Source organism: Bradyrhizobium sp., assembly GCF_047605465.1.
In the GTDB taxonomy this organism is placed as follows: domain Bacteria; phylum Pseudomonadota; class Alphaproteobacteria; order Rhizobiales; family Xanthobacteraceae; genus Bradyrhizobium.
On record NZ_JASGFS010000006.1, the window covers coordinates 140,824 to 167,276 of the forward strand.

The window sequence follows — 26,453 nt, forward strand, 5'->3', positions numbered from 1 at the left end:
GCCCTGCCGATGACCGCCATGCTCTCCAGCGACCTGCCGCTTCCCAAGATCGGGCGAGGCAAGGTGCGCGATATCTACGCCGTCGACGACGACCGCCTGCTGCTCGTCACCACCGACCGCATCAGCGCCTTCGACGTCGTGATGGGCGAGACGATCCCGATGAAGGGCGCGGTGCTGACCCAGATCAGCGCGTTCTGGTTCAGGGAGCTCGAAGGCGTGGTGCCGCATCACATGATCAGCGCCGACACCGACGAGATCATCGCGGCCGTGCCGGCCCTGAAGCCGCACCGTGCCGACATCCACGGCCGCGCGATGCTGTCCCGCCGCACCACCGTATTTCCGATCGAATGCGTGATCCGCGGCTATCTCTCCGGCTCGGCCTGGAAGGAATATGCGGCCAGCGGCACGCTGGCCGGCGAAAAGCTGAAGGCCGGCCTCGTCGAGAGCGAGAAGCTGGAGCCCTCGATCTTCAGCCCGGCGACCAAGGCCGAGACCGGCCATGACGAGAACATCACCATTGCGCGGATGCGCGAGGTCGTCGGCGACGACGTTGCCTACACGCTGGAGAGCATGACGCGCGCGGTCTACACGCTCGGCGAGGAGCTGGCGCGCGAGCAGGGCATCATCATCGCGGACACGAAGTTCGAGTTCGGCCGCGACAAGGACGGCCGCATCATCCTGATCGACGAGGTGATGACGCCGGACTCGTCGCGCTTCTGGGCAGTCGACGCCTACAAGCCCGGTCGGCCGCAGGCGAGCTTCGACAAGCAGCCGCTGCGCGACTATCTCGACGTCGAGCGCCACGCCGGCCGCTGGAACGGCGACGCGCCGCCGCCGCCGCTGCCGGCAAGCGTGGTGGACGCGACCAGCAAGCGATATCTGGAAGCCTATCGGCGCGTGACGGGACACGAGCTGAAGATCTAGCCCGGCACGGCAGTCATCCGGAGCGCGATCGCGCTCCGATGTTGACCCGGGTTCACACGCGATCTCGTGCCGGCGCAGGCCGGGATTCATGCTGTCGTTCCGGGCGGCCGGAAGCGTCGACAGATAATTTTCGCTAAATTAGCCTCAGCGCAGGTCCCGGCCTCAACCGCGACGACGGCGCGGCGCGCCCCCTGACTTCCTCCGGGCAATTTCTGCCTCGGGAACAGGCTGCCGCAATTTCTCGGATCACCGCGGGAACTGTCGGATATTTCATAGTTGCAAGAATCCTGTTGCGCTAGGCTCGCAGTCGTCTACGTCTCAAAGTGGAATTTCTCAGGGGCGAGCGCAGCGGCGTGACCGATCCAGCAATTACCTTCCGTCCGGTTCCACGATCCAATCCGGCTTTCAAGCGCGCACTGAATGACATCCTGGGCGGAAGTGCCGCGAGCGTCCTGACCGTCACGTTCGGACTCTCCTACGCGCTGCTGATCTTCACCGGCCCGCTGTCGCCTTATCTGTCCTACGGAATCGCGGCGACCTTCATCAGCTCCGCGGTGCTCGCGGTGGTGATCGGACTGGGAAGCTCGCTGCCCTTCGCCGTGGCCGCGCCGGACAGCTCGACCGCCGCGGTGACGGGCATTCTGGCCGCGTCGCTGGTCGAGCGCATCGAGGCTGCGAACCACGCGGCATCGCTGCTCTCGCCGGTCCTGGTCACGCTCGCTTTGTCGACCGTCCTGACCGGCATCGTCCTGTGCGGCCTCGGCCTGACGCGGATGGGGCGCGCCATCCGCTACGTGCCCTACCCCGTGGTCGGCGGCTTCCTCGGCGCCACCGGCCTGTTGATCGTGATGGGCGCGATCCGGGTGATCACCGATCATCCCGTGCAGCTCGCGACGCTCATCCGCCTCACCAACGGCGTCGCTCTTTCGGAGCTCGGAGCCGCCTGCGCGATGGCGCTGGTGCTGTACCTGACCTGGCATCGCTCCCGCAGCCCATTCGGACTGCCGATCATCCTGGTCGGCGGCACGCTCACCGCCCATCTGGCGTTCTGGATCACGGGGCTTTCGCTGGACGACGCCCACGCGCTGGGCTGGACCTTCCAGCCGCCGCCGGCCGCCGCCTTCATGGTGCCGTGGCATGTCGAGGGCCTCATCCATTATCCCTGGTTTGCCGTGCCGGACCTGCTCGGCAACCTCGTCGCCGTCATCTTCGTCACCGCATCCAGCACATTGTTCAACACCACGGGCATCGAGGTGGCCGTGCACCGCGAAGCCAATCTCGAGCGCGAGTTGAACATCACGGGGGCCGCCAACATCCTGACCGGCGCGCTCGGCGGCTATGCCGGCTGTATCTCGGTCAGCCGCTCCATCCTGAATTTCAGCAGCGGAGGCCGCGGACGCCTGTCCGGCCTCACCGTCGCGGCGCTGTCGCTGCTGATGCTCGCGGTCGCGCCCGAGCTGCTCGGCTTCATCCCGAAATTCGTGCTCGGCGGCCTCCTGCTCTATCTCGGCGCCGACCAGCTCCACAAATGGATCATCGATTCGCGCAAGCGGCTTTCGAAGCTGGAATATCTGTCGCTGATCGCCATCATCGCGATCATCGTCGTCTGGGGTTTCGTGCCGGGCATCCTGATCGGCGTGATCATCGGCTGCGCCACCTTCGCGTTCAGCGCGGCGCGGGTCGAATCGATCAAGTACAGCTTCGACGGCTCGGAATATCGCTCATCGCTCGACCGCTCACGCGACGACCAGGAAGTGCTGCTGGCCCATGGCGGCAAGATCCAGGGCCTGAACCTGCAGAGCTATCTGTTCTTCGGTTCCGCCAACCGTCTCTACCAGCACGTCAAGCGCCTGCTCCAGGAGCGCCCGGAGTGCCGCTATTTGCTGTTCGACTTCAAGCTCGTCACCGGTGTCGACTCTTCGGCCGCCTACAGCTTCGCGCAAATCAAGCGCAGCGCGGCCGATCTCGGCGTCGAGCTGATCCTGGTGCATCTGTCGGCCGCGGCTGAGAAGGTATTGCGCTCAAGCGATTTCATCAGCGAGGGCGTGAGCATCATTCCCGAACTCGATCGCGCGCTGGAATGGTGCGAGAACGAGATCATCTCGCAACACCAGGGGCTGGCGCAGGAAGAGGCCAGCCTGCGCGACTGGTTCACGCAGCTCCTCGACAGCGAAGACGATGCGGACGCGCTGATCCGCCGCTGCCAGCGGCTCGAGGTCGAGGCCGGCGACATCATCGTGCAGGCCGGCGATCCCGCCGATTCCATGCACTTCATCCTCGACGGACGCGTCGGCATCATGGTCCCCGCGGACGACGACCGCACCACCCGCGTCCGCAGCCTCGGCCGCTACACCACGATCGGCGAGATGGGCCTCGTGTCGCACACCCCGCGCAGCGCGACGATCCAGGCCGAGGTCGACAGCGTTCTGTACGTGCTCAACACGCACCAGTTCGACGCCATCAAGAACGAGGACCCCGCCCTCAGCCACAAGCTGCTGACCTATTTCGTGTCCGTCATGGCCGAGCGGCTGACATTCGCGAACCGGACGATCGCGGTGCTCCGGCGATAGGCTTGTGTGGCTCGGATTTCGGAGCACCGATCCGGGCTTGCGTCATTGCAGTTGATGCGCGCACCGCCTGCGGCGCCTACGTGACGGCGGATCGGAATTGCCCTATCCGGTCCTCGATCCCCTTCCGGAGAACGGCCGCGTCGCTGTCCACCACATACAAGCTCACCCCGTGAGCGCGCCAGTCCCGCGCCGCCGCGCTGTCGGTCAGTGAAATCCCGAGCATCCGGCCTTGCGCCCGCCCAAGCCTGCAGATCCCTTCCAGTCCGGCCTGACGCGCCGCGGGCGACAGCGCCGTGCGCTGGGAGAGCGCGAAGCCGATCGTCCCCAGAAAGAGACCGTCGATCTCGTCGATCGCGGCGACGGCTTCGGCATCGTCGAGACATTCCGGCTCATCGAGCTGGGCGACGACGACGAAGCGCGCCATCATCTCGGCCCTGAACACCTCCCACCCCATCGTTCGTTGCAATGAGGCCCTGCCGGCGCCGGCATACGCCCGTTCGATGGCCTTGCCCTTCGCGAACCGGGCGAGCGGCGCGATATCGTCCGCCGAATTGACGTGCGGGATGATCACGCCCTGGGCGCCGATGGACATGCAGTGCTGGACGGCTTGCAGGTCCGCACCCGGCAACCTGACCAGCACCGGGATGTCGACGGCCTGGGCCGCAAGGAGACACCTGTTCAATCGCTCGCGGTCGAGGCTTCCATGCTCGGCGTCGAGGACAACGAGATCGACAGACGTCAGGCCGATCGTTTCGAACACGTCTTCGTGGCTCAAGCGGACGAAAATTCCGAAGAGTGGGCCGCCAGCCGTCCATCGGCTCCTGAGCTCACGGCGTCTCGCTTGCATGACCGTTCTCCATAAGGGCCGAGCAGATCACTGCCCGACCTGTATCTCCTCCTTGGCGACGATCTCGCCCCATTTGGCGCGTTCCGCGCGCAGGAAATCGGCGAACGCGTCGGCTTCGAGATAGCGCATCTCCAATGAACTGGCGACCGCCTTCTGGATGAAGCTGTCCGAGTGAGCGATCTTCTGCACCTCCTCGACGAGCCGCTTCTTCACGTCGGGCGCCAATCCCTTGGGCGCGACGACACCGTACCAATTGCCGCCGGTAAATCCGGCCATGCCCTGTTCCGTGAATGTCGGCACGTCCGGGACGAGCGGCAGGCGGTTCGCAGAGGCCGCACCGAGAATCTTCAATTGCCCGGATTGCTGCAGGCCGACGGCGCTGTTCGCGCTGACGAAGGCCGCGTCGATCTCGCCCGTGAGCAGCGCGTTGATCACCGGACTCAGACCACGATAGGGAACGTGGAGCACCTTGGCGCCCGAGGCGAGCTCAAACGCGGCCGCCGTCAGGTGCGACGTGCTGCCGATTCCGTAATTGCCGAGCGTGGTCTTGCCCGGCTCGGACTTCGCGAGGGCTATGAACGACTGGACGTCCTTGACGGACAGGCTGGATTTGACCGCGAGCACGAAGCTCGTCTGCGCCAGCAGCGCGATCACGTCGAAATCTCGCTCGGCATCGTAGCCGAGCTTCTTGTAGACGTGCGGATTGATCCCGAGCGATTCCGCGGTCGCGATCTGCAGCGCGTAGCCGTCGGGGGGCATCTTGACGAAGCCCTCGGTGCCGATGTTGCCGTTCGCGCCGGGCCGATTTTCCACCACGACGGCTTGCTTCAGCGAAAGCGCCAGCCGATCCGCCAGAAGCCTTCCGACGATATCGGTGGCGCCGCCCGGAGGCCAGGCAACGATGACCTTGATGGAGTGATCGGGATACTCCGCGCTGGCAAGCGCCGGCCAGGCAAGCCCCATGACCAGGAAGAGGATTCGAAAGAGCCCACATTGCTTCATACGACCTCCCGGATTGGCTGGATCAAATGCGATTTGAACGGAAACTCACTGCATAGGACAGAAATCGCTTCGCGGCTTGCAAGAATCCGCGCTGGTTCTAGAACAAATGCGACACCGCGCACGCCGATGGGATCGGCCTCGCGCGGTGGCTTCGATCCCGGCTTCGCCGGCGCGCGCCGCTAGCTCCGGAGACGGCGATCCAGCCGACTCAGCAACCGCATGACGAGCGATCGAGGCGCCGGCTGGCCGGGCCATCGCGGCCACGAGCTCTGGCCCATCCCGTCGAACGCTTCGTCCTCGTCGGCGAACGACCAGACCTTGTCATCCGACGAAATCGTATCGACGGGGAGACCGGCAGCAGACGACACCAGGGTCGCGTCCTGCCAGCTCCTGTATCGTCCATTGCCCATGCGCGCGACGCGCTCCACCATGAACTGTCCGGATGCGGTTGACGCTTCTGCTCAGGCTCCCCACACTTCGCGCAGGACCGAGAGCCAGTTCGCGCCGATCACGCCCTCGATCCGCTTCGCGCTCCAGTGGCGCCGTTCCATCGCCGCGGTCAGGTTCGGCCAGTCGCCGATCGTGCGCATTCCCTCGGGATTGATGACGTCCCCGAAGTCGGTCAGCCGTCGGCCGTAGCCCTTGTCGTGGGTGATCCAGTCGAAGAACGGCTTGCCGTATCCTTGCGTGAAGTCGGTCCCGATACCGACGCTTTGCTCGCCGCAGATGTTGATGACGTATTCGATGGCTTCGACATAATCGTCGACCGTCGCCTGCGGTCCCCGCTTCAGGAACGGAGGGAACATGGTGACGCCGACGAAGCCACCGCGGTCGACGATGAACTTGAGCTGTTCATCGCTCTTGTTGCGCGGATGCGTCTTCAACCCGGCGGGCAGGCAATGAGAATAGGTCACCGGCTTCTTCGAGGTCAGGATGACGTCACGGCTCGTCTCGGGGCCGACATGAGAAAGGTCGCACATGATGCCGAGGCGGTTCATCTCGGCGACGACATCGCGGCCGAAATCGGAGAGCCCGCCATCCTTGCTCTCGTAGCATCCCGTGCCCACGAGATTCTGCGTGTTGTAGGCCATCTGGATGATGCCGACGCCGAGCTCCTTGAACAGCTCGAGATATCCGATCTGGTCCTCGATGCCGGAAATGTTCTGCCAGCCCAGGATGATGCCCGTCTTGCCGAGCTTCTTGGCCTCGACGATGTCCTTGGTGGTGTAGACCTGTGTGATGAGATCGCCGTGTTCGCGAAACCATTGCTTCCAGCGCACGACGTTCCGCATCGTCGCCTCGAAGCCTTCCCAGATGCAGCACGTGCAGTTGGCGGCCGTCAATCCGGCCTTTCTCATGTCCTCGAAGACGTCGCGGCCGAAATTCGAGATGATGAGGCCGTCAATGACGATCGACCGCTCGTGCAATTCTGACAAGAAAGTTCTCCCTGCTTTGGCGACGGACTTCCGATTCGGCGTTGTGTCGCGAAGCCTGCTACGTCTTTGCTCCCGAGAACTCCTGCGCACGCTTGTCGGCCTCGAAGAGGAAGCAGCATTCCATGGGTATGCGGAGTGTCACGTTCTGCCCGATGTTGACCGGCTCGGTCGTATCGCCGTTCGGACGCTGCACGAGGATGTGCTTCTCGCCCGCGACCCTGACGCGGTATTCGGTCGTCGGACCGAGATAGCTCACCAGTTCGACGGTTCCGCTCATCTCGTTCACAGCGGCGGACCGCGACGCCGGCGCGTTCGACGGCGAAAGCCCGACCTTCTCCGGCCTTATGCCCAGCAGGTTCGCACCGGGAATCCTCGGCAAGACCTTCAGCCACGCATCGCCGTCACCGAACACGAAGCGGTCGCCGCTCAGCTCGCCGTTGAAGAAGTTGGTCTTGCCGATGAAGTCGGCGACGAACGGCGTCGCCGGCCGCTCGTACAGATCGGCCGGCGTGCCGACCTGCTCGATGGCGCCGCCGTTCATCACCACCAGCCGGTCGGCGAGGCTCAGGGCCTCCTCCTGGTCGTGCGTCACGAAGACCGTCGTCAAGCCGAGCGACTGCTGCAGCTGCCTTATCTGGGTGCGGACATCGTGCCTCAGCTTGGCATCGAGCGCGGACAGCGGCTCGTCGAGCAGCAGGACGTGAGGATTGATGACCAGGGCGCGCGCAAGCGCCACGCGCTGTTGCTGGCCGCCCGAGAGCTGCCGCGGCAGACGCTCCGAAAATCGGCCGAGCTGAACGAGGTCGAGAACCTTCGCGACCCGCGTCTTGATGTCCGGCTTGGCGATCCGGCGCATCTCGAGGCCGTAGGCCACGTTCTGTGCGACCGTCATGTGCGGGAACAGGGCAAAGCCCTGGAAGACCATGCCGGTGTTCCGCTTGTTCGGCGGAAGATCGGTCACGTCCTCGTTGCCGAAGAAGATCCGGCCAGCGCTCGCCTCCACGAAACCGGCGATCATGCGCAGCGTCGTCGTCTTGCCGCAGCCGCTGGGACCGAGCAGCGCGAGAAACTCGCCGTCGCCGACCTCGAGCGACATTTCCCTCACAGCGACGAACGAGTCGTACTGCTTCATGACGTTCCTGAGCGTAACTTTGGACAAGCTATTGCCTTTCGCTCTCTAGAATGTTCTGCCGAGCCGGACGAAACGATCCGAAACGATCAGAGCTACCGCGATGATCAGGACCTGGATCGTCGCGACGGCCATGATGGTCGGATCAGTCCGGTATTCCAGATAGTTGATCATCGCGATCGGCAACGTGATCCGGCCCGGCCCAACCAGCAGCAGCGACTTCTCGAGGTCACCGAACGAGGCGATGAACCCGAACAGCACGCCGGCCGTGATGCCCGGACGGATCGACGGCAGGGTCACGCGAAAGAAGGTGGTGAGGCGCGAGGCGCCGAGGCTGAGCGATGCCTCCTCGATGGCGGGATCAAGTCCGGACAGGGACGCCACCAGCAGGCGAAGGACCCAGGGAATGGCAATGAGCGTGTGGGCGAGCGTCAGGCCCTCGACCGTCGCGACGAGCTGCACGTCGCTGCGGATCTGAACCTCGATGTAGAAGAGATAGATGGCGGTGCCCGCGACGATCGCCGGGATCATCAGAGGGGACATCAGGATGGTGTTGATGAACTCCCTGCCCCTGAATTCGTGCCGCGCGATCGCGATCGCCGCCGGCACGCCGAGGCATACCGCGAGGATCGACGCGCCGATCGCCACCTGGAAACTTAGCAGGAAGCCGCTGCGGAAGGCCTCCAGCGTCAGCGCCTGGCCGAACCAGGACGCCGTGTATCCTTCCGCCGGGAACGACAGGATCTTGTTGCTGAAGAACGCGACCCACACGGTCGTCGCCAGCGGAACGAGCACGAAGAAGATGGTCGCCCACACGAAGCTCAGGTACAGCCATCTCGATGGATGAAGCCTCGCAGCGATGCTCATCTTATGATGCCCGTCCGTTTCGCCGCGCGGTCGAACATGACCGCCGAGATGACCGTGAGAAGCACCGTCAAGCCAATGAGCATGAAGGCGAGCGCCGAACCGAACGGCCAGTTCATCGCGACCGATATCTGCTTATAGATGGTCGGAGCCATCATGTAGAACTTCGGGCCGCCGATGAGCACCGGCGTGGCATAGGCGTTCATCGAGAGGATGAAGCACAGGATCGAGCCGGCGAAGATGCCGGGCATGAGCAGCGGCAGCACGACACGGCGGAACGTCGTCAGGGACGAGGCCCCGAGATTGAGCGACGCCTCCTCCAGCGAAATGTCGATGTTGTGCATGACGCTGTTGAGCGTCACGATCATGAACGGCAGCAGGACCGAGGTGAGACCGGTGATCACCGCGCCGGACGTATAGAGAAGCTGGACCGAGCTTTCCGTGAGGCCGAGCTTCTGCAACAGGAAGTTCAGCAGGCCCTTGTTGTCGAGGATGATGATCCAGCCCGCGGTTCGCGCGACGTTGCCCATGAAGAGGGGAAGCACGATCGCGATGATCAGATAGCGCTTCAGCAGCTCCGAGGTCGTCCTCGCCATGAAATACGCGACCGCGAGACCGCCGACCAGGCACAGGATGGTGGTCGCCGTGGAAATCCAGAGCGTGGTCCACAGCACCTGGCGATAGAAATCGTCCTTGAAGAACCGCAGGTAGTTGTCGAGGGTCAGGGCCTCCACATACATCTGCGCCGCGTTGTACTGATAGAAGCTCAGGCGCAGCATCAGGAAGAGCGGCAGCATCAGAAACAGCGAGACGAACGCCAGCGCCGGCCCGGACAGAGCGTAGGGAGCGAGCCGACGGCCATGTTTCTCTTTCACGACCTGACTCGCGCCCTGGACTCGGATGGCCTCGACAGCATTCATCGAGATGCGATCAGCTCTTGAACTCTTTGTTCCACCAGTCGAGCAGATCGTCGCGGTTCTTCAGCCAGAAGGCATGGTTGCGATTGTGGATCGACTTCTTCTCGGCGTCCGAGAATTCGATCTGCTTGGCGGCCGCCTCCGGCAACACCGACTTCGTATTCGCAGGCGAGTAGAATGATTTCTGAACGAGGCCGGTGAGCCCCTCCGGATCCAGCAGCGCATTGCAGTAAAAGTTGGCGGGCTGCGGATTCGGGCGCTTCTTGGGCAGGCACAATCCGAAGATGATGGAGATGCCGCCTTCGTCGGGATAGGCCGAGACGACGTCCACGCCCTCGGAGGCGAACTGCAGGATGCGGGCCTTGTATTCCGGAGCGACGAGAATTTCCTCGTTCTTCAGGGCCTGCTCGATCTGAAGGTGGTTGGGATAGATGCGGGGGCTGGCCGCCTTCTTCCACTCCATCATGCTCGCCTTCACGGCCGGCACGTCGATCTTGTCGAGCGACTTGCCGATCTTCAGAGCCGCGCATTCGATGTGGTGAAACCAGTGGGCATCGCTCAACCCGACGATCCCCTTGTATTTGGGATCCCAGAGATCGGCGAAGCTCTTCGGCGCTTCCTTGAGCTTCTTCGGGTTGTAGCCGATGATCCAGGCGCTGTACTGCCATGGCGCGAAGGTGGGCGTGCGCAGACCGGGCACGACGTCTTTCAGGCGCGGAACGGCCGCCTCGTCGATGGGATCGAGCAGATCGAGAGAAGCGAGCTCGAATGCGGTGGCGTCGTCCATGTGCGCGACGTCCATCGGCGCCTTCGGCAGTCGCCGGCTCGCGATGATCTTCGTTCGTCTCTGGTCGAAACCGTCGAGATCGCGGACGACGGTATAGCCGGCCTTCTCGACGATGGGAGCTTCGAAGAACTGAACCGTACGGTCGTTCCAATCGCCGCCCCAATTGGCGACGATGACCTGGCCACCCTCGGCGCGTGAAGCGCCTGCGCCAGACAGGAGTGCAACGGCCCCGCTGGCCCCCGCAAGAAACGCGCGCCTATTGACCAGATAGCTCATGACTTTCTCCGCCCTCTCGCACACCCCTTTGGGCATCCGCCGGAAGACATCCGGCACTTCCCCAAAGTTTGGCGCTTTCAAACTTGACAAAAATGTATACGTGCCCACGCGCCCGGGGCTTGTAGGAATGCGACATGCAAATTGTAGGGGTTGGAAGCGGGTCGTGACGCAGCGCCGCACGCTATGAGCGCTGTGCAGCACATGGGCAAATGCGAGCCCATCAGCTAGGCATGGTGGCGATTAATCGCCCTGTCCGAGCGAAAGTCAACGCTCCGAATGCCGCATCGCAACGTCTCGTCTCGGACGGCGCGCTTGAATGATACGAAAGTCCGACTTACGACAGCGAATGAGGTACCGAGATATGATCGAAATCAGACCGTGCACGATGGGGGACGACGCATCGATTTGGTCGATCATCGGCCCCGTGATCCGGGCGGGCGAAACCTACACGCTGCCGCAAGACATGACCGAGTCCGATGCCGTACGATACTGGACCGGATCCGACCGTCACACTTTCATTGCCGAGTACGAGGGACGAGCGGTAGGGACCTATTATCTGCGCGCCAATCAGCTTGGCGGAGGCGCGCATGTGGCGAACTGCGGCTACATGACACATTCGGATGCGCGGGCGAAGGGCGTCGCCCGGACGATGTGCGAGCATTCCATGGCCGAAGCCAGGAAGCTCGGCTTTCTGGCGATGCAGTTCAATTTCGTCGTCAGCACGAACGAGCGCGCCGTTCGCTTGTGGCTCGGGATGGGGTTTGCGCAGGTCGGCCGCCTTCCACTGGCGTTCCGGCGACCGACCGGCGATCTCGTCGATGCTCTCGTGATGCACCGCGCGTTGTGAATTCGCTCTATTCCGCGGCCTGAGCGGTTGCTCCGGCGCCTTCGAGATATTTCACGCATGTGTCGACGCTTTCCACGTCGGCAAACTTCGCGTCGATATCATAGAGGTTCCACGCCACTGCACCTGGAACGCGATCGCCGATGCACTCCTTCACCGCGATCGTCCTGAAGCCGTCCGCCAGACCGTCGCAGATGGTGGTGCGCACGCAGGCCGTCGCGGTCACGCCCGTCACCAGGATCGTATCCACGCCAGCCGCCCGCAACAGCCCACCGAGGCCGGTGCCGTGGAAGGCGCTCGCCCGCTTCTTCAGAAGCGTGTATTCGCCCTTCACCGGCGCGATGCGGGAATCGATCGCCCACAACTCCTTGCGCTGGAGATCGACGACTTCGATCGGAATCTTGCATTGCCAGAGGCCCATGTCCGTGAAGGGCGCGTTGGGATCCGTGATCTCGTAGGCGGTCGTCACATGGATGACCGGGTGACCGTGGGCACGGCAGGCTTTCAGCAGCCGCTGCATCCCCGGGATGATTTCGCCGTCCATCGCCCGCTGGTCGCAGGTGAACGGATTGCCGGGACGGGTCCAGGCGTTGGCCAGATCGACGCTGACGAGCGCCGGCTTTTTGCCGAATCCGATACGCCGCTGAAACCCGCGCTGCTGATAGATCTTCGTGGAGGCATCAAAGGCCCGCTGAAGCATCCTGTCCAGTTCGCGCGCATCCACGTCATCGTCTTGCATATGCTTCTCCATCTCTGCGGTAAGGATCGCCGGGAAAAGCGATCGTGCCGCACAATCCCACAGGCGCGCATATACGGAAGTGACGGTTCGCCAATTGTTGTTGCGTCCCGCGCATCAATGGCTATCCTTCCCGAAGGAACCTTATATGCGCTGGGACGGGAGCATCGAGCTCGCACAATCTTTCGTCGTCGTTGCTGAAGAACTCAGCTTTCGGCGTGGTGCCGAGCGCCTCAATCTGGATCAATCGGCTCTGACACGCCGTATCCAGAAACTGGAACACCAACTCGGATTCAAGCTGCTGGAGCGAACGACACGGGAGGTCGCGCTCACGCCGGCCGGCCGCTCGTTCTACGAGGCAAATCTCGGACTCATTCGGGAGTATGGCCGCGCCGTCGAGAGCGCCCGCTTCGTCGCCGAAGGCAAGACGGGCGAGTTGCGGCTCGCCTATATGTCCTTCGCGGCCACGCTCCAGATGCCGCGGCTCGTGTCCAGATATCGCGCGCTTTGCCCCCACGTCGCGCTCAAGCTGAGCTACATCCGAACGCAAGGACAAAAGCTGGCGCTGGCCAACGGCGAGATCGATCTGGGATTGATGATCGGGCCATTCGAGCATCCCGATTTCGAGACGCTGAAGGTCGCCAACGAGCCGCTCTGCCTGATCACGTCGCGTGATCACCCGATCGCCCAGGCCCGCAGCATCAGCCCGCGGGAGCTGGCCGAACACGAGTTCGTGGTCGGCGACATGACCGAGTGGCAGGCCTATCGGTGGCGCCTGACCGACCTGTTTTCGTCGGAAGGGCTGACCATGAAGGTGGCGCTGGAGGCATCGAATCCGATGGCGCTGCTCGGATTGGTCGCCGCGGGTCTCGGCGTGACCATCTATCCCGAGAGCCTGGCCGGCTTCGTCGGGGAAAGGCTCGCGTTCACCCCGATCGACGATCCGCGATTTCGGCTCGAGACCATCCTTGCCTGGAAGCGCGGCACCCCGTCCGAAGCCGCCCGCACATTCGTGGAGCTCGTTCGGAAGGAGAACAAGGCGACGGCGGATTACCGGCCGAAGGCGTAGCCCTGCATGTACCGGGGATTTGCCGCGGCGCGCAGGATCTTTCCCTGCCTGGAGACTGCGGACAATCTGCCGAGCGACCAGCCATCAACGACCTCGATGCGATGCCCCCTGTGCTCCAGTTCTTGCTGCACATCTGGAGCGAAACGGCTTTCCATCGTCAGCGAACCCGGCTTTGCCCGGCGCGGAAAGAACGAGCTCGGCATATGGTCGTTGTGAAACATCGGCGCATCGATCGCGGCCTGCAGATTGAGCCCGTGGTGCACGTGGCGCAGGAAGAAGACGGAGCTCCACTGGTCCTGCTGATCGCCGCCGGGGGTCCCGAAGCTGCTGTATGGCTGATCCTCACGATAGACGAGCGATACTGACAGCGTGGTGCGCGGACGCTTGCCCGGTGCGAGCGACGAGGGAAGGCCGTGCTTCAGCCAGAACATCTGCGCGCGCGTGCCGAGCGCGAACCCGAGCCCGGGAATCACCGGCGAGCTCTGCAGCCAGCCGCCGCTCGGCGTCGCCGAAACGATGTTGCCGAACCTGTCGATGACGTCGAGATGGACGGTGTCGCCGCGCACCGATCCGAGCCGATTGGTCGTGGGCTCGCCGGTCGAAACGGCACGCGCGACCGTCGGCTCGCCGGCTCCAAGCATCGCACCGGCCTCATCGTCGCCACCGACCAGATAGGGCACCTCATGGTCGAACCCGGGAATTGAGCCGGGACGGAACGCGATGGAAGCCGCGCCGTCGACGAGCGCGCGTCTGGAAGCGGAATATTGCTCGCTCAGAAGATGCGCCATCGGCACATTCACGAAATCCGGATCGCCGTAGTATTTCTCGCGGTCGGCGAACGCCAGCTTGGAGCATTCGGTCACGGTGTGCACGAAGTCCGCACCGCAGGGGTCCATGGCCCCGAGATCGAATCCCTTCAGGAGCGCCAATTGTTGCAGGAACACAGGTCCCTGCGTCCAGGGGCCCGGCTTCAGGATTCGAAAATCCCCGTAGTTCAGGGACAACGGATCCTCGTAGGTCTCTTTCCAATTAGCGAGATCCTGCGCGCAGATCAGACCGGCGTGACGTTCGCCCGACGTGTCCATGACCGGCGAGCGCACGAATTTGTCGATCGCCTCGGCTACGAAGCCTTCATAGAATGCTTTCCGGGCAGCCTCGATCTTCTGTTCGCGGGATCCTCTCGCATCGTCGAAGACGCGAACCATCCGCTCGTAGGTCGTCGCCAGCTCCGGGTTTGCGAAGAGTGTGCCGGCCTCGGGGATGCCGTCCTTCAGATAGACGCTTGCCGATGTCGGCCACTCGCCTTCGAACAGCGGAGCCACGGTGCGGATCGCCGCCGCGATGCGCGGCAGCATCATGTAGCCGTCCCGGGCGTATGTAATGGCAGCTTCGAGGACATCGCCAAGACCCATCGTGCCGTAATCGCTCAGCAGCCTCATCCAGGCGCCGAACGATCCGGGCACGCATGCCGCGAGGAAGCCGCTGCCCGGGATGATGTCGAGACCGAGTTCCCCGAACTTCTCGATCGTCGCGCTGGCGGGCGCGACGCCCTGGCCGCAGAGCACACGGGCCCGTCCGGACTTCGCATCGTGGAAGATGACCGGCACTTCACCGCCGAAGCCATTCAGGTGCGGTTCGACGACCTGCAGCGCGAAGCCGATCGCGACGGCCGCGTCGAAGGCATTGCCTCCCTTCTCCAGGATCCTCATCCCCGCGGCGGTGCCCAGCCAGTGGGTCGAAGCGACGACGCCGAAGGCGCCGGCGATTTCAGGCCTCGTCGTGAACTGGCCTTCACCCGCATCGGGCCCATAGCTCAACCGAAAATTTCCAAGCGCCAGATTTCTGGACATGTCTGCCTCGAAGCTGTTTCCGACTAGAGACTGCCGTCCCGATTCAGAGCCGACTCAACGCGCGATGCCGGCGCGCGCGTTGTGCGTTGACTGCCTTTCCTGCTCGCGTGTCCGCGAGATCGAAACCCCGATCCTGCCGGTCGCGCTGTCAGGAACCGTGCGAGGATCGCGCAGCGTCAGCGTGATCCCTTCAATTCTGTGCTCTGCCGCCAGCAGCGCACCGGCAACGGCGTCAGCCGCCTCGGCCAGATCATCATATCGCACGCGCTCCAGAGCGCCCGAGATTTCTCGCGCCAGGTCCGCGTAGTTCGCGGTATCGGCAAGGCTGTCGCTCATAGCGGCCGCTCCCAAATCGATGAAGGCATCGAGATCTATTTCGAAGGCCGACGGCCCGGGCCCTGCCGCGCCGATGCGCGCCAGAACGGCCAAACCACGCAGAAAGATCTTGTCCGGCGACAGCGAGGGGGCGCTCCTTCAACCTGACTCGCCTAGGACAGGACCGGGTAGATCGGGAATGCCCTGGTGAGTTCGGCCACCTCCGCGCGGACGCGCCCTTCCACCTCCGGGACGGTATCGGTGTTCGCAACGGAGACCGCATCGAGCACGTCGGCGATCAGCGAACCTATCTTGCGAAACTCCTCCCTGCCGAAGCCTCGCGAGGTCGTGGCCGCCGTGCCGAGCCTGATCCCGGACGTCACCGTCGGCTTTTCGGGATCGAAGGGAATGCCGTTCTTGTTGCAGGTGATGTTCGCGCGTCCAAGGGCGGCTTCGGCCACTTTCCCGGTGAGGTTCTTGCTCCTGAGATCGACCAGGAACAGATGATTGTCCGTTCCGCCGGATACGACCGAACACCCGCGATCCATCAGCGTGCCGGCCAAGGTCCTGGAGTTGTCGACGACATCCTTCGCGTAGCGCTGGAAGTCGGGCGTCAGCGCCTCGCCGAATGCGACGGCCTTCGCCGCGATCACGTGCATCAGCGGCCCGCCCTGCAGGCCCGGGAAGATCGACGAATCGATCTTCCTGGCAATCTCGGCGTCGTTGGTGAGGATCAGGCCGCCGCGCGGACCGCGCAGGGTCTTGTGGGTGGTCGAGGTCACGACATGCGCGTGCGGAAAGGGCGAGGGATGCGCGCCGCCCGCGACGAGCCCGGCGAAGTGCGCCATGTCGACCATGAGCAAGGCACCGACTTCATCCGCGATCCGGCGAAACGCCGCGAAGTCCCAGAAGCGCGAATAGGCCGAGCCTCCGGCCACGATGACTTTCGGCCGATGTTGCCGCGCGAGCCGCTCGAGGCCCTCGATATCGATCCTCTGGTCCTCCGGGCGCACGCCATAACTGACGGCGTTGAACCACTTGCCAGACATGTTCGGCTTTGCGCCATGGGTCAGGTGACCACCTGCGGCGAGATCCAGGCCCATGAAGGTATCGCCCGGTTTCATCAGGGCCATGAAGACGCCCTGATTGGCCTGGCTGCCGGAATTGGGCTGGACGTTCGCGAACGCGCAGCCGAACAGTTTCTTGGCGCGCTCCCGTGCCACATCTTCCGCCACGTCGACATAGGCGCATCCGCCGTAATAGCGGCGTCCCGGATAACCCTCCGCGTATTTGTTGGTCAGAACCGACCCCTGGGCCTGAAGCACAGCGCGCGAGACGATGTTCTCCGAGGCGATGAGCTCGATCTCCTCCTGCTGCCGCTTCAACTCGTCCGCGATCGCGGACGCGACCTGGGGATCGAGGACCGAGATGTCGGTGGTGAAGAACTTGTTCGACGCCTGTTGACCCATCTTCCTGCCCTCAACATTCTGCCAGATTGACCGCGAGCCCTCCCAGTGAGGTCTCCTTGTACTTCGATTGCATGTCCCGGCCGGTCTCGCGCATCGTCGCGATCACCTTATCGAGCGAAACCACGTGCTGGCCGTCGCCCTGCAAGGCCAGCGACGCGGCGCTGATCGCCTTGATCGCTCCGAACGCGTTCCGCTCGATGCAGGGGACCTGGACCAGACCGCCGATGGGATCGCAGGTCATGCCGAGATGATGCTCCATGCCGATTTCGGCCGCGTTCTCCACCTGCTCGTTCGTGCCGCCCAGGACCGCCGCCAGACCCGCGGCGGCCATGGAACAGGCGACCCCGACCTCGCCCTGGCATCCGACCTCGGCACCCGAGATCGAGGCGTTCATCTTGAAGAGCGCGCCGATCGCCGACGCCGTGAGCAGAAACCGGCGCAGTCCCGCCTGGTCCGCCTGGCCGCAATGATCGCGGAAGTAGCGCAACGTGGCGGGAATGATGCCCGCAGCCCCGTTGGTCGGTGCGGTGACGACACGGCTGCCCGATGCATTTTCCTCGTTGACCGAGATGGCGTAGAGGCTGACCCAATCCATCACCATGTGCTGCGGCCGGTCGTTCGATCCGGCCGCCTTCTGCAACCGGCGAAACAGCGACGGCGCGCGCCGCCGGACGTTGAGGCCACCCGGCAGATTACCCTCGGTCACCATCCCGCGATCGATGCAGGCCATCATGACCGCGATGATATGATCGAGCTTCGCTTCGATCTGCTCGCCGGAGAGCCGGGACAACTCGTTCGCCATGACGATGTCGGCGATGGACATGCGCGAGGCGGCTCCCATCTGGAGCAGTTGCTGTCCCGACCTGAAGGGAAATGGCACGTCTCCCTCCGACGTCGGCGCGGGCTGGCCGACTTCCTCTTCCCGCACCACGAAGCCGCCGCCGACGGAGCACCACCGCTGTTCGAGAAGGCACTTGCCCGCGGAATCGAATGCCGTAAAGGCCAGCGTATTGGGATGCTGCTTCGTCTCCGTCACGCCATCGAACACGACGTCCGTCTTTGGATCGAACGAGATCGAACGCACACCGCCGAGGCGGATCGTGCGGTCCGCGTGAGCCAGGCCGACGATCCGGTCCGCGTGATCAGGATCGACGGTCTCGGGCGTCTCTCCGGCCAGACCGAGAATGACCGCCTTGTCGGTGCCGTGCCCCTTGCCGGTCCAGGCCAGCGACCCAAAGAGATCGACGCGTGCCGCGCCGACCTGCGCGAGCAGGCCTGCCTGCTTCAGGCTATCGACGAACGAGGCCGCAGCCTTCATCGGCCCGACCGTATGCGACGATGACGGACCGATACCGACCTTGAAGAGTTCAAAAATGCCGATCATGGCCCATGGGCTGTCAGGTCAACGCCTGCGGGATCAGGAATTCCTGGCGAGCGTCATCCAGGAATGCCCAGACATACATCGAGAACGAGCGCCACACGTCAATCTGAAAGACCTCGGGAGCCGTTCGCGACAGCACGATGGGCGACTTTCCGAGAAGCGTGCGCGTGCACATGCCCACGGGAAATTGTTGCTCGGACAGATCGAGAGGGCACCCGTGGTTGAGCACGTAGTCGCTCATCGAACCCGAGATCGCAAGGCCGTCCGACCGATGGCTGACATCGACGAGGGAGCAGGCATGGCCGCCCAGCTTCGATGCCAGTTCGGAATGCAGGCGGACCGGATCCTCGGCAACCGCTTCGAGCAGCCATTCGTCCGGACCGAGGCAGTAGGCCTTGCGATCGCCGCTCGCGTTGAAGCGATTGACGGTCTTGGGCAGTTCCACGCGGAACGCCTCACCGATCGCGGACCATGACGACGGTCTCCCGCGAAAGACGAACTTGGCGGCGTCGGGAAGAACAGAGAGCGACGCTTCCCGCACGGACGCGCCGCCGCGGTCGATCCCGGTCAACGAGTTGAGTCTGGCTATCGCTGCCTCAGCCATCGAGACGCTTCCCTTCCGTGTCGTAGAAGACCGGCGATACGACCTCCACCTCGATGGCGCCGCCCGGCATCGGCACGTGCAGACGCGTGCCGATCCGCGCGCGGCCGCCGCGAACGAGCGCCAGTGCGATCGAGCCATCGAGCGCCATGCTCCAGTAGGACGAGGTCACATGACCGATCATCGTCATGGGGATGGGTTCGCGCGGGTCGGCCACGATCTGGGCTCCCTCCTCCAGCACGACCTTCCGATCGACGGTCAGCAGACCGACCAGCTGCTTGCGGTCATCGCTCGTCATCGCAGGTCGCGCGAGCGAGCGCTTGCCGACGAAATCCTTCTTCGCCTTGCCGACGGCCCAGCCGAGGCCGACGTCGTCGGGCGTGACGGTGCCGTCCGTCTCCTGGCCCACGATGATGTAGCCCTTCTCCGCGCGGAGCACATGCATCGTTTCCGTGCCGTAGGGCGTGATGCCGTAGGCTTGTCCCGCGGCGTGGATGGCTTCCCAGACGGCACGTCCATAGCCCATGGGGACGTTCACCTCGAACCCGAGCTCGCCCGTGAAGGAAACCCTGAAGAGACGGGTCGGCACGCCGCAGATTTGTCCTTCGCGGACGCTCATGTGCGGCATGGCTTCGGCGGCGAGATCGATGCCCTGCACCAGCGGCCCCAGCACCTTCCGCGCGTTCGGCCCCTGGACGGCGATGACGGCCCACTGCTCGGTCGTCGACGTCAGCCAGACGTCGAGATCGGACCATTCGGTCTGCAGATAATCTTCCATGAGCGCGAGGACGCGCGCGGCACCGCCTGTCGTCGTCGTGACATGGAAGCGATCCTGCGCCATTCGGCCGACGACACCGTCATCCATGACGAAGCCGTCTTCACGCAGCATGACACCATACCGGAGCCGGCCCGGCTCGAGCTTGGTCCAGGCATTGGTGTACATGCGATTCATGAATTCGGCGGCATCCTTGCCGACGACCTCAATCTTGCCGAGCGTCGTGGCGTCGAAGATGCCGACGGAATTCCTCACGGCGGCGCATTCCCGGCGCACCGCCGCGTGCATGTCCTCGCCCTTGCGCGGGAAATAGTGAGCGCGCTTCCAGAGGCTGACGTCCTCGAATGCCGCGCCGTTCTCGGCCGCCCAATCGTGGATCGAGGTGCGCCGGACCGGATCGAACAGATCGCCCTTGGATTGGCCGGCGAACGCACCGAAGGTCACGGGCGTGAACGGCGGCCTGAAGGTCGTCAGGCCCACACGCGAGACGGGCAGGCCGGTCGCCTGCGAGACGATGCCGAGCGCATTCATGTTCGACGTCTTGCCCTGGTCCGTCGCCATGCCCGTCGTCGTGTAGCGCTTCACATGCTCGATCGAGCGGAAACCCTCGCGCGTTGCGAGCTCGATGTCCTTGACGGTGACGTCGTTCTGGAAATCGACCCAGGCCCTGCCCCGCGGCTTGCCGGCCTTGCCCGGAAGTCCGATCACGCCGTCCTGGCCGAGCGACTGGGCGAAGACCGGAAATTTCTGTTCGGGTGCCGGATTCCTGCCGGCCCGTTTCACTGCTTCAAGACCGCCGGTGAATCCATCCGCGATGGACGCGCCGAGGTCGAACAGCCCGCGGCAGGCGCCGACCGACCGCTCACGCTCGACGGACGTCCCCGGAACATAGGCCTGCAGCGTTTCATCGTAGGCGAGCTTGCCGCGCGACTGCGAGAACAGGTGAACACTCGGCGTGAACCCGCCGGACATCAGCAGCAGATCGCAGGAAACGGACTCCACCGCGCCGCTGATTTCATCCCTGAGATCGACGCCGGAGATACGCAGACGACCGTGAGTGGCCGTGACCGCGGTCGAAGGACGGACATCGATGCCGGCCGCCCGCGCGCGCTCGATCCACGGCCCCTCCGCGGCAGGCCGCAGGTCGGCGATGACAGCGACATCCACGCCGGCCGCCTTCAGCTCCAGCGCCGCACGATAGGCGCTGTCACACGCGGTGAAGACCGCAACCTTCCTGCCGGGAATCGCGCCGTAGCGATTGAGATAGATGCGGGCCGCCTCCGCCATCATGATGCCCGGGCGATCATTGTCCGGGAAGACCAACGGCCTCTCGATGGCGCCTGTCGCCAGCACGACTTCCCTGGCGCGAACCTGCCACATGCGCTCGCGCGGGCATCTGGCGTCGACCTTGCCCAGATGGTCCGTCACGCGCTGGCAAAGCCCGATAAAATTGTGCGGGTACCATCCGAATGCGGTCGTTCGCGACAGCAGCGTCACGTTCGGAAGAGCGCTCAACTCCTTCAACGCGCGCGCCAGCCAGTCCGCGGCCGGCAACCCGTCGATGATCGCCTCGCGCTCGGACAGCAGGGTCCCTCCCATGCGGTCCTGCTCGTCGCAGACGATGGTGCTTGCGCCCGAGCGCCCGGCCGCAAGTGCGGCCGCGAGGCCTGCCGGCCCCGCACCGACAATCAGAACGTCGCAATGGCGGTACACCTGGGTGTATCGATCCGCGTCCGCGGCTTTCGGCGCCCGGCCGAGGCCCGCCGCCTTGCGGATGATCGGCTCGTAGAGCGCGGTCCACGCGCCCGCGGGCCACATGAATGTCTTGTAGTAGAATCCCGCGGTGATGAAGCGGGAGAACAGGTTGTTGAGGCTGCCGAGGTCCAGAGACAGCGATGGCCAGCGGTTCTGGCTTTCGGCGACGAGGCCGTCATACAGCTCGACCTGGGTCGCGCGCAGATTCGGGGTGTAGCGCGCCTCGCTGTCGCCGACACCGACGAGGGCGTTGGGTTCGTCCGATCCGGCCGACAAGAATCCGCGCGGCCGATGATACTTGAACGAACGTCCGACCAGATGAATGCCGTTCGCAATGAGCGCCGATGCCAGCGTGTCACCGGCGAAGCCCGAATACTGCTTTCCGTCGAAGGAAAACCTGAGAGGCTTGCTGCGGTCGACGTGACCCCCGGAAGAGAGCCTGTATGTCACAGCACGGCCCCTCCCTTGGTCGAGCGATCCGCCGCTTCCGGCACGTCTTCCGGCGTTTCGCCGACCTTGTAGGTCGTCAATATCTCGTCGGAGATCGTATTGCGCTTGACGTTGAAGAACCGCGCACAGCCATTGATGTGCCGCCAGCGTTCGACATGCAGGCCTTTCGGATTGCTTCGGATGTAGAGGTATTCGGCCCACGCTTCGTCATCGAGCGACATGGGATCCCTGGGACGGTCGATATGGGCCTGTCCGCCGTAGGAGAACTCGATCTCGGGACGAGGTCCGCAGTAGGGACACTTGATGAGCAACATGCGATCTTCCCGATCAGTTCAGTGGGCCACTGCCGCGGCGGCGGCTTCGTCGATCATGACGCCTTCGCGGAAACGCTCGATGGTGAACGGCGCGTTGATGGCGTCGGGCTCGTCCCTGGCGATGGTCCGGGCGAACACGTCGCCGGAGCCGGGCGTTGCCTTGAAGCCACCGGTCCCCCAGCCGCAATTCACATAAAGGCCCGGGACGGGCGTCTTGGCGATGATCGGGGAGCGATCCGGCGTGACGTCGACGATGCCGCCCCAGCTTCGCAGCATGCGAAGCCGCCTGAACATCGGCGCCAGCTCGCAGATCGCATCAAGGGTATGGTTCGCGATGTGAAGCGCCCCGCGCTGCGAGTATGACGTATAGGCGTCCGTGCCCGCGCCGATGACCAGCTCGCCCTTGTCGGACTGCGAGATATAGGCGTGGATGGTGTTCGACATCACGACGCAGGGAAACGCGGGCTTCACCGGCTCGGAGACGAGCGCCTGCAGCGGGAAGCTCTCCAGCGGCAGACGCACGCCGGCCATGTTCATGACGACGCTGGTATTGCCTGCCGCCACGACGCCGACCTTGCCGGCGCGGATGAACCCACGGCTGGTTTCCACGCCCTCGACGCGGCCGGACGCCGCACGGCGGATACCCGTCACCTCGCAATTCTCGATGATGTCGACACCGCGCGCATCGGCGCCGCGCGCGTAGCCCCACGCGACGGCGTCATGCCGGGCGGTGCCGCCGCGGCGTTGCAATGCGCCGCCCAGGATCGGATAGCGCATCGCGCCGTCGATATTCAGCGGAGGGCAATATTCTTTGCACTCCTGCGGCGACAGCCATTCATTGTCGATGCCGTTGAGCCTGTTGGCATGAACGTGGCGCTTGAAGCTCTGTACGTCATGGATGTTGTGCGCGAGCATCAGCACGCCGCGCGCCGAATACATGACGTTGTAGTTCAGTTCCTGGGACAATCCCTCCCAGAGCTTCAGCGCGTGCTCGTAGAGTCTCGCGCTCTCGTCGAACAGATAGTTCGATCGGATGATCGTGGTGTTGCGGCCGGTATTGCCCCCGCCGATCCAGCCCTTCTCCACGACGGCGACGTTTCTGATGCCGTAGCGTTCGGCGAGATAGAACGCCGTCGCAAGGCCGTGTCCGCCGCCGCCGACGATGACGACGTCGTAGGCCGGCTTCGGGTCGGGCGAGCGCCATTGGCGCGGCCAGGACGAATGCCCGCCGAGAGCCTCGCGAACAAGGGATAAAGCCGAGAATCGCTTCATGAGAGCCCGCCGTGGAATACCAGCCATTTCATAGCCGTCCCGGCTGTGATCGTGCCAGCATCGGAGCGCCGCCGACGTTGGATGGAAGCGACATGACGGCCCGGTACAAATCCGCCATCGTTCCGAACCGTGAGACGACGGTGCGCGCAAGCGGCGTCTCTCGCTTCGGCTTCAGCACTACGACGGCGGCCCCGAAATATCGGCGTCTTTCCAGCTGTCGGAGAAGCCGATCAGAACCACTCGGGATTCCGATGACGGGATCACCGTCTCGGGCGACAATTCGAGAACCTCGCGGCGGCCGACGCGCTGGTAGACATATCGCGCGGCCTCCTCGTTCCTGAACGCGAAGGTGCCCTTGGCCCTGATGATGTATGGCGGAAGATCACGCAGCCAGCGCAGGACCGTATCCCGGTCGACCGGGTCCTTCCACTCCCTCGCGGTCGACGAGAAGCCCACGGCATGATCGGCGGGCGAGCAGGCCATCAGCGAAGCCGTGCGATTGACCGCGCCGAGCACGACGTCCGTCGGAATGTTGCCGTGGGTGGTTTCGAGCACAACCCGCTTGGGAGCGATCGATTCGATCGTGTCGCGGATCTCGTTTCCCGGCGCGTGAACCAGATCGATCTTGTTGACCGCGATCATGTCGGCGGCCGTCAGCTGCGAAACGAACGTGGCCCGCGTTCGCTCGTCGCGAAGCCGTTCCGCGATGGTTTCGGCATCGACGAGGGTGATGATCGCATCGAGCCTCATCGCCGGATTGGCCAGCGCGATCTGGGCGATTCCACGCGGATCCGCGATTCCGCTGGCTTCCAGCACGACCGCATCCGGCGGGTCGTCCCGCTCCACCAATCGCTGAATGGCGTTGACCAGATCGCCGTTGATCGAGCAGCAGGCACATCCATTCGTGAGACCGATGGTATCGCCGCTCTGAAAACGAATCAGCTCCTCGTCGATGTTGACGGCGGCGAAGTCGTTGACGAGGACGGCGATCCGCCGGCCCGCAGGTTCCGACAGAAGGCGGTTCACCAGGGTCGTCTTCCCCGCGCCGAGGAAGCCACTGATGATCGTCAGCGGCAGCACGCGCGAGGGAGACGTTCGCGGCACGATCCGGGCCGTCTCGAAGATGCCCATCAGCATCGACAGCGTCTGCTTCGCAGAGACCGGGTCCACTGCCCCGGCCTCATCCGCGCGCTTCCATTCGGAGGTCATGCCGGCTGCGGCTTTCCACCGAGAACGGTGCCCCAGATCCCGATGTCCTTGAGGGCCATGGGATCGACCTCGAACGGGTTGGCGTCGAGGATGGTGAAGTCCGCGAACTTGCCCGGCTCGAGACTGCCGAGCCGCTGCTCGGCGCCGAGAACATAGGCCGCGTCGATCGTAATGGCCCGCATCGCCCGTTCCACGCCGATCCGCTCTCCCGGAGCCATCACCGTCTTGCCGTCGAGCGCAACGCGATTCACGGCCGCCCAGGCCGCGGTCAGCGGGTGGAGCGGAACCAGCACGAGCGAATAGTCGGAATGGAGCGCGAAGACCACGCCCTCCCGCTCGAGCGAGCCAAGTCTCGCAATCGCCTCCGAACGGTCGGGGCCGAAGCCCTGGTCGCTGTGAAGCTGGCTGCGATAGTGGACGAAGTAGTTGTTGACGCTCGCGCACCCGCCCAGCGCCTTGAGCCGGCGCGCCTGGTCCGGGGTGCTGATGCAATAATGCTCGAGGGTGAACCTGTGGTCGAACTGAGGCTGCAGCTTCTGCAGCTTGGCCAGAGCATTCAACGATGCATCCACCGCCTCGTCGCCGTTGGCATGACAGTGAATCTGGATGCCGGCCTTCCAGTAGGGAAGCATGCGCTCGTGAAGCTCATCCCAGGGGATGTCGTTGCGCACGCCGTTGCTGCCATCGAGATATCCGGGGAAGTTGAGCCTCAGCGACATGGCCGGGAACGACCCGTCGGAGAGAAACTTCACGCCATGGAAGAACAGCTTGTCGTCGCCGCGATTCATCGCCTTCAGCAGGAAGTCGGCACCGCCTGCGCCGTGGTCGGCATGCAGCGCCAGTTCGAGTGAGACGAGGCCCATCCGCATCGGGAAGCTCTCGTCGGGGACGACGTCCGAATAGAGCTTCCATTCGTTTTCGAAGTTTCCCTTGCCGAAGATCATTTCGGCCGTGGTGGTGACACCGGCCTTCTTGGCGATGTCGGCCATTCTCCTGATGCCGTCGGCGCCGCCGCGCACGGCAATCGCCTCACGCATGGCACCCAGAGCCAGCCGTCCGGCCTCGAGTTCGACGAACTGCCCGTTGAGCCGTCCATCCGGGTACCGCATCACACCGTGAACGTTCGTATTCGTCGGTATCTTCGCCCGTTCCAGCGCGATGCTGTTGAGATAGATGAAATGCGGCGCGTAGGAGATCACCCACATCGGCCGCTTGGTCTTGATGGTATCGAGCTCGTCGCGATGCAGATTGCCGCCCTGGGACGCGGGATCCAATCCCCAGACGATCACCGGAGCGTCGGGATCGGGATCGGAATCGGCGGCCTCCTGCAATTTGGCGAGAACCTCCTGGCGCGTCTTGAGGCCCTTGTTCATGCCTTGCGGACTGGGCGAGTCGATCGGCCCGACATAGTGCATCGTCAGGTAGCTCGACGAGAACGCAAAATGCGTATGCGGGTCGATGAAGCCGGGCATGATGAACTTGTCGGCGAAGGTGTCGTCGATCTCGTGCGAGTATCGCTTCAGCCACGGCTGCATGCTCTCGATCGTTCCGGTCGAGACGATGCGGCCGTCACGCACGGCCACGCATTCGGCGAACGGCCGCCCGGGGTCCATGGTGATGACCTTGCGTGCCCGATAGACCTTGATATCCGCCATCTCCAT

23 protein-coding genes are annotated in these 26,453 nt (G+C 64.0%); 4 read left to right on the forward strand and 19 right to left on the reverse strand.

From position 1 onward, the window contains the following. Positions 1–9: 9 nt before the first annotated feature. Together QM712_RS08835 and QM712_RS08840 are read left to right on the forward strand one after the other, a co-directional pair. The gene (locus tag QM712_RS08835) at positions 10–924 is read left to right on the forward strand and encodes a phosphoribosylaminoimidazolesuccinocarboxamide synthase (RefSeq protein WP_415022693.1); all 915 of its coding nucleotides are present in this window, start codon (positions 10–12) and stop codon (positions 922–924) included. A 353-nt stretch (positions 925–1,277) separates the two neighbouring features. Further along, positions 1,278–3,494, forward strand: a complete 2,217-nt coding sequence (locus QM712_RS08840) for an SLC26A/SulP transporter family protein (protein WP_415022694.1) — start codon at positions 1,278–1,280, stop codon at positions 3,492–3,494. A 76-nt stretch (positions 3,495–3,570) separates the two neighbouring features. Here the strand turns inward: QM712_RS08840 and QM712_RS08845 are convergent, their stop codons facing one another. From QM712_RS08845 to QM712_RS08880, 8 genes are all read right to left on the reverse strand, one after another. After that, positions 3,571–4,341: an aldolase/citrate lyase family protein gene (locus tag QM712_RS08845; RefSeq protein ID WP_415022695.1), complete on the reverse strand. Its 771-nt coding sequence runs from the start codon at positions 4,339–4,341 to the stop codon at positions 3,571–3,573. A gap of 27 nt (positions 4,342–4,368) precedes the next feature. After that, positions 4,369–5,343 carry a Bug family tripartite tricarboxylate transporter substrate binding protein gene (locus tag QM712_RS08850; RefSeq protein ID WP_415022696.1) on the reverse strand — a complete coding sequence of 325 codons (975 nt, stop codon included), beginning with the start codon at positions 5,341–5,343 and terminating at the stop codon, positions 4,369–4,371. 179 nt (positions 5,344–5,522) lie between these two features. Further along, the gene (locus QM712_RS08855; protein ID WP_415022697.1) at positions 5,523–5,774 is read right to left on the reverse strand and encodes a hypothetical protein; all 252 of its coding nucleotides are present in this window, start codon (positions 5,772–5,774) and stop codon (positions 5,523–5,525) included. Between the two features lie 30 nt (positions 5,775–5,804). Next, on the reverse strand, positions 5,805–6,779 hold the full coding sequence (locus QM712_RS08860; RefSeq protein WP_415022698.1) for a dipeptidase: 975 nt from the start codon (positions 6,777–6,779) through the stop codon (positions 5,805–5,807). A gap of 58 nt (positions 6,780–6,837) precedes the next feature. Next, positions 6,838–7,911 carry an ABC transporter ATP-binding protein gene (locus QM712_RS08865; RefSeq protein ID WP_415022699.1) on the reverse strand — a complete coding sequence of 358 codons (1,074 nt, stop codon included), beginning with the start codon at positions 7,909–7,911 and terminating at the stop codon, positions 6,838–6,840. Positions 7,912–7,956: 45 nt separating this feature from the next. After that, complete coding sequence (locus QM712_RS08870; protein ID WP_415022700.1) at positions 7,957–8,775, reverse strand: ABC transporter permease; 819 nt, start codon at positions 8,773–8,775, stop codon at positions 7,957–7,959. Beyond that, positions 8,772–9,647 (reverse strand): ABC transporter permease, encoded by an 876-nt coding sequence (locus QM712_RS08875; RefSeq protein WP_415022701.1) that lies wholly within the window; start codon positions 9,645–9,647, stop codon positions 8,772–8,774. The genes QM712_RS08870 and QM712_RS08875 overlap by 4 nt, the downstream gene beginning before the upstream one ends. 55 nt (positions 9,648–9,702) lie before the next feature. Further along, complete coding sequence (locus QM712_RS08880; protein ID WP_415022702.1) at positions 9,703–10,752, reverse strand: ABC transporter substrate-binding protein; 1,050 nt, start codon at positions 10,750–10,752, stop codon at positions 9,703–9,705. A gap of 364 nt (positions 10,753–11,116) precedes the next feature. On the opposite strand from QM712_RS08880, the gene QM712_RS08885 reads away from it, so the two are divergent. After that, complete coding sequence (locus tag QM712_RS08885; protein WP_415022742.1) at positions 11,117–11,599, forward strand: GNAT family N-acetyltransferase; 483 nt, start codon at positions 11,117–11,119, stop codon at positions 11,597–11,599. Between the two features lie 7 nt (positions 11,600–11,606). Here the strand turns inward: QM712_RS08885 and QM712_RS08890 are convergent, their stop codons facing one another. Beyond that, positions 11,607–12,335 (reverse strand): isochorismatase family protein, encoded by a 729-nt coding sequence (locus QM712_RS08890; RefSeq protein ID WP_415022703.1) that lies wholly within the window; start codon positions 12,333–12,335, stop codon positions 11,607–11,609. A gap of 145 nt (positions 12,336–12,480) precedes the next feature. Here QM712_RS08890 and QM712_RS08895 point away from each other — a divergent pair, with 145 nt between their 5' ends. Beyond that, positions 12,481–13,401 (forward strand): LysR family transcriptional regulator, encoded by a 921-nt coding sequence (locus QM712_RS08895; protein ID WP_415022704.1) that lies wholly within the window; start codon positions 12,481–12,483, stop codon positions 13,399–13,401. Here the strand turns inward: QM712_RS08895 and QM712_RS08900 are convergent. From QM712_RS08900 to QM712_RS08945, 10 genes are all read right to left on the reverse strand, one after another. Further along, positions 13,383–15,251, reverse strand: coding sequence for a gamma-glutamyltransferase family protein (locus QM712_RS08900; protein ID WP_415022705.1), 1,869 nt, complete (start codon positions 15,249–15,251; stop codon positions 13,383–13,385). The genes QM712_RS08895 and QM712_RS08900 overlap by 19 nt on opposite strands. A gap of 54 nt (positions 15,252–15,305) precedes the next feature. After that, on the reverse strand, positions 15,306–15,710 hold the full coding sequence (locus QM712_RS08905; RefSeq protein WP_415022743.1) for a dihydroneopterin aldolase: 405 nt from the start codon (positions 15,708–15,710) through the stop codon (positions 15,306–15,308). Between the two features lie 29 nt (positions 15,711–15,739). Beyond that, entirely contained in the window at positions 15,740–17,035 is a 1,296-nt protein-coding gene (gene glyA / locus QM712_RS08910; RefSeq protein WP_415022706.1) for a serine hydroxymethyltransferase, read from the reverse strand. A gap of 10 nt (positions 17,036–17,045) precedes the next feature. Next, on the reverse strand, positions 17,046–18,419 hold the full coding sequence (locus tag QM712_RS08915) for an L-serine ammonia-lyase (protein WP_415022707.1): 1,374 nt from the start codon (positions 18,417–18,419) through the stop codon (positions 17,046–17,048). 13 nt (positions 18,420–18,432) lie between these two features. Continuing rightward, complete coding sequence (locus tag QM712_RS08920; protein WP_415022708.1) at positions 18,433–19,020, reverse strand: sarcosine oxidase subunit gamma; 588 nt, start codon at positions 19,018–19,020, stop codon at positions 18,433–18,435. Then, complete coding sequence (locus tag QM712_RS08925) at positions 19,013–21,997, reverse strand: sarcosine oxidase subunit alpha (protein WP_415022709.1); 2,985 nt, start codon at positions 21,995–21,997, stop codon at positions 19,013–19,015. The genes QM712_RS08920 and QM712_RS08925 overlap by 8 nt, the downstream gene beginning before the upstream one ends. Continuing rightward, the gene (locus QM712_RS08930) at positions 21,994–22,311 is read right to left on the reverse strand and encodes a sarcosine oxidase subunit delta (RefSeq protein ID WP_415022710.1); all 318 of its coding nucleotides are present in this window, start codon (positions 22,309–22,311) and stop codon (positions 21,994–21,996) included. The genes QM712_RS08925 and QM712_RS08930 overlap by 4 nt, the downstream gene beginning before the upstream one ends. An 18-nt stretch (positions 22,312–22,329) precedes the next feature. Next, complete coding sequence (locus QM712_RS08935) at positions 22,330–23,583, reverse strand: sarcosine oxidase subunit beta family protein (RefSeq protein WP_415022711.1); 1,254 nt, start codon at positions 23,581–23,583, stop codon at positions 22,330–22,332. A gap of 177 nt (positions 23,584–23,760) precedes the next feature. Beyond that, positions 23,761–24,792, reverse strand: a complete 1,032-nt coding sequence (locus QM712_RS08940; RefSeq protein ID WP_415022712.1) for a CobW family GTP-binding protein — start codon at positions 24,790–24,792, stop codon at positions 23,761–23,763. After that, a complete protein-coding gene (locus QM712_RS08945; RefSeq protein ID WP_415022713.1) occupies positions 24,789–26,447 on the reverse strand; it encodes an amidohydrolase in 1,659 nt (552 codons plus the stop codon). Before QM712_RS08945 ends, QM712_RS08940 begins: the two co-directional genes overlap by 4 nt. Between the last annotated feature and the right edge of the window lie 6 nt (positions 26,448–26,453).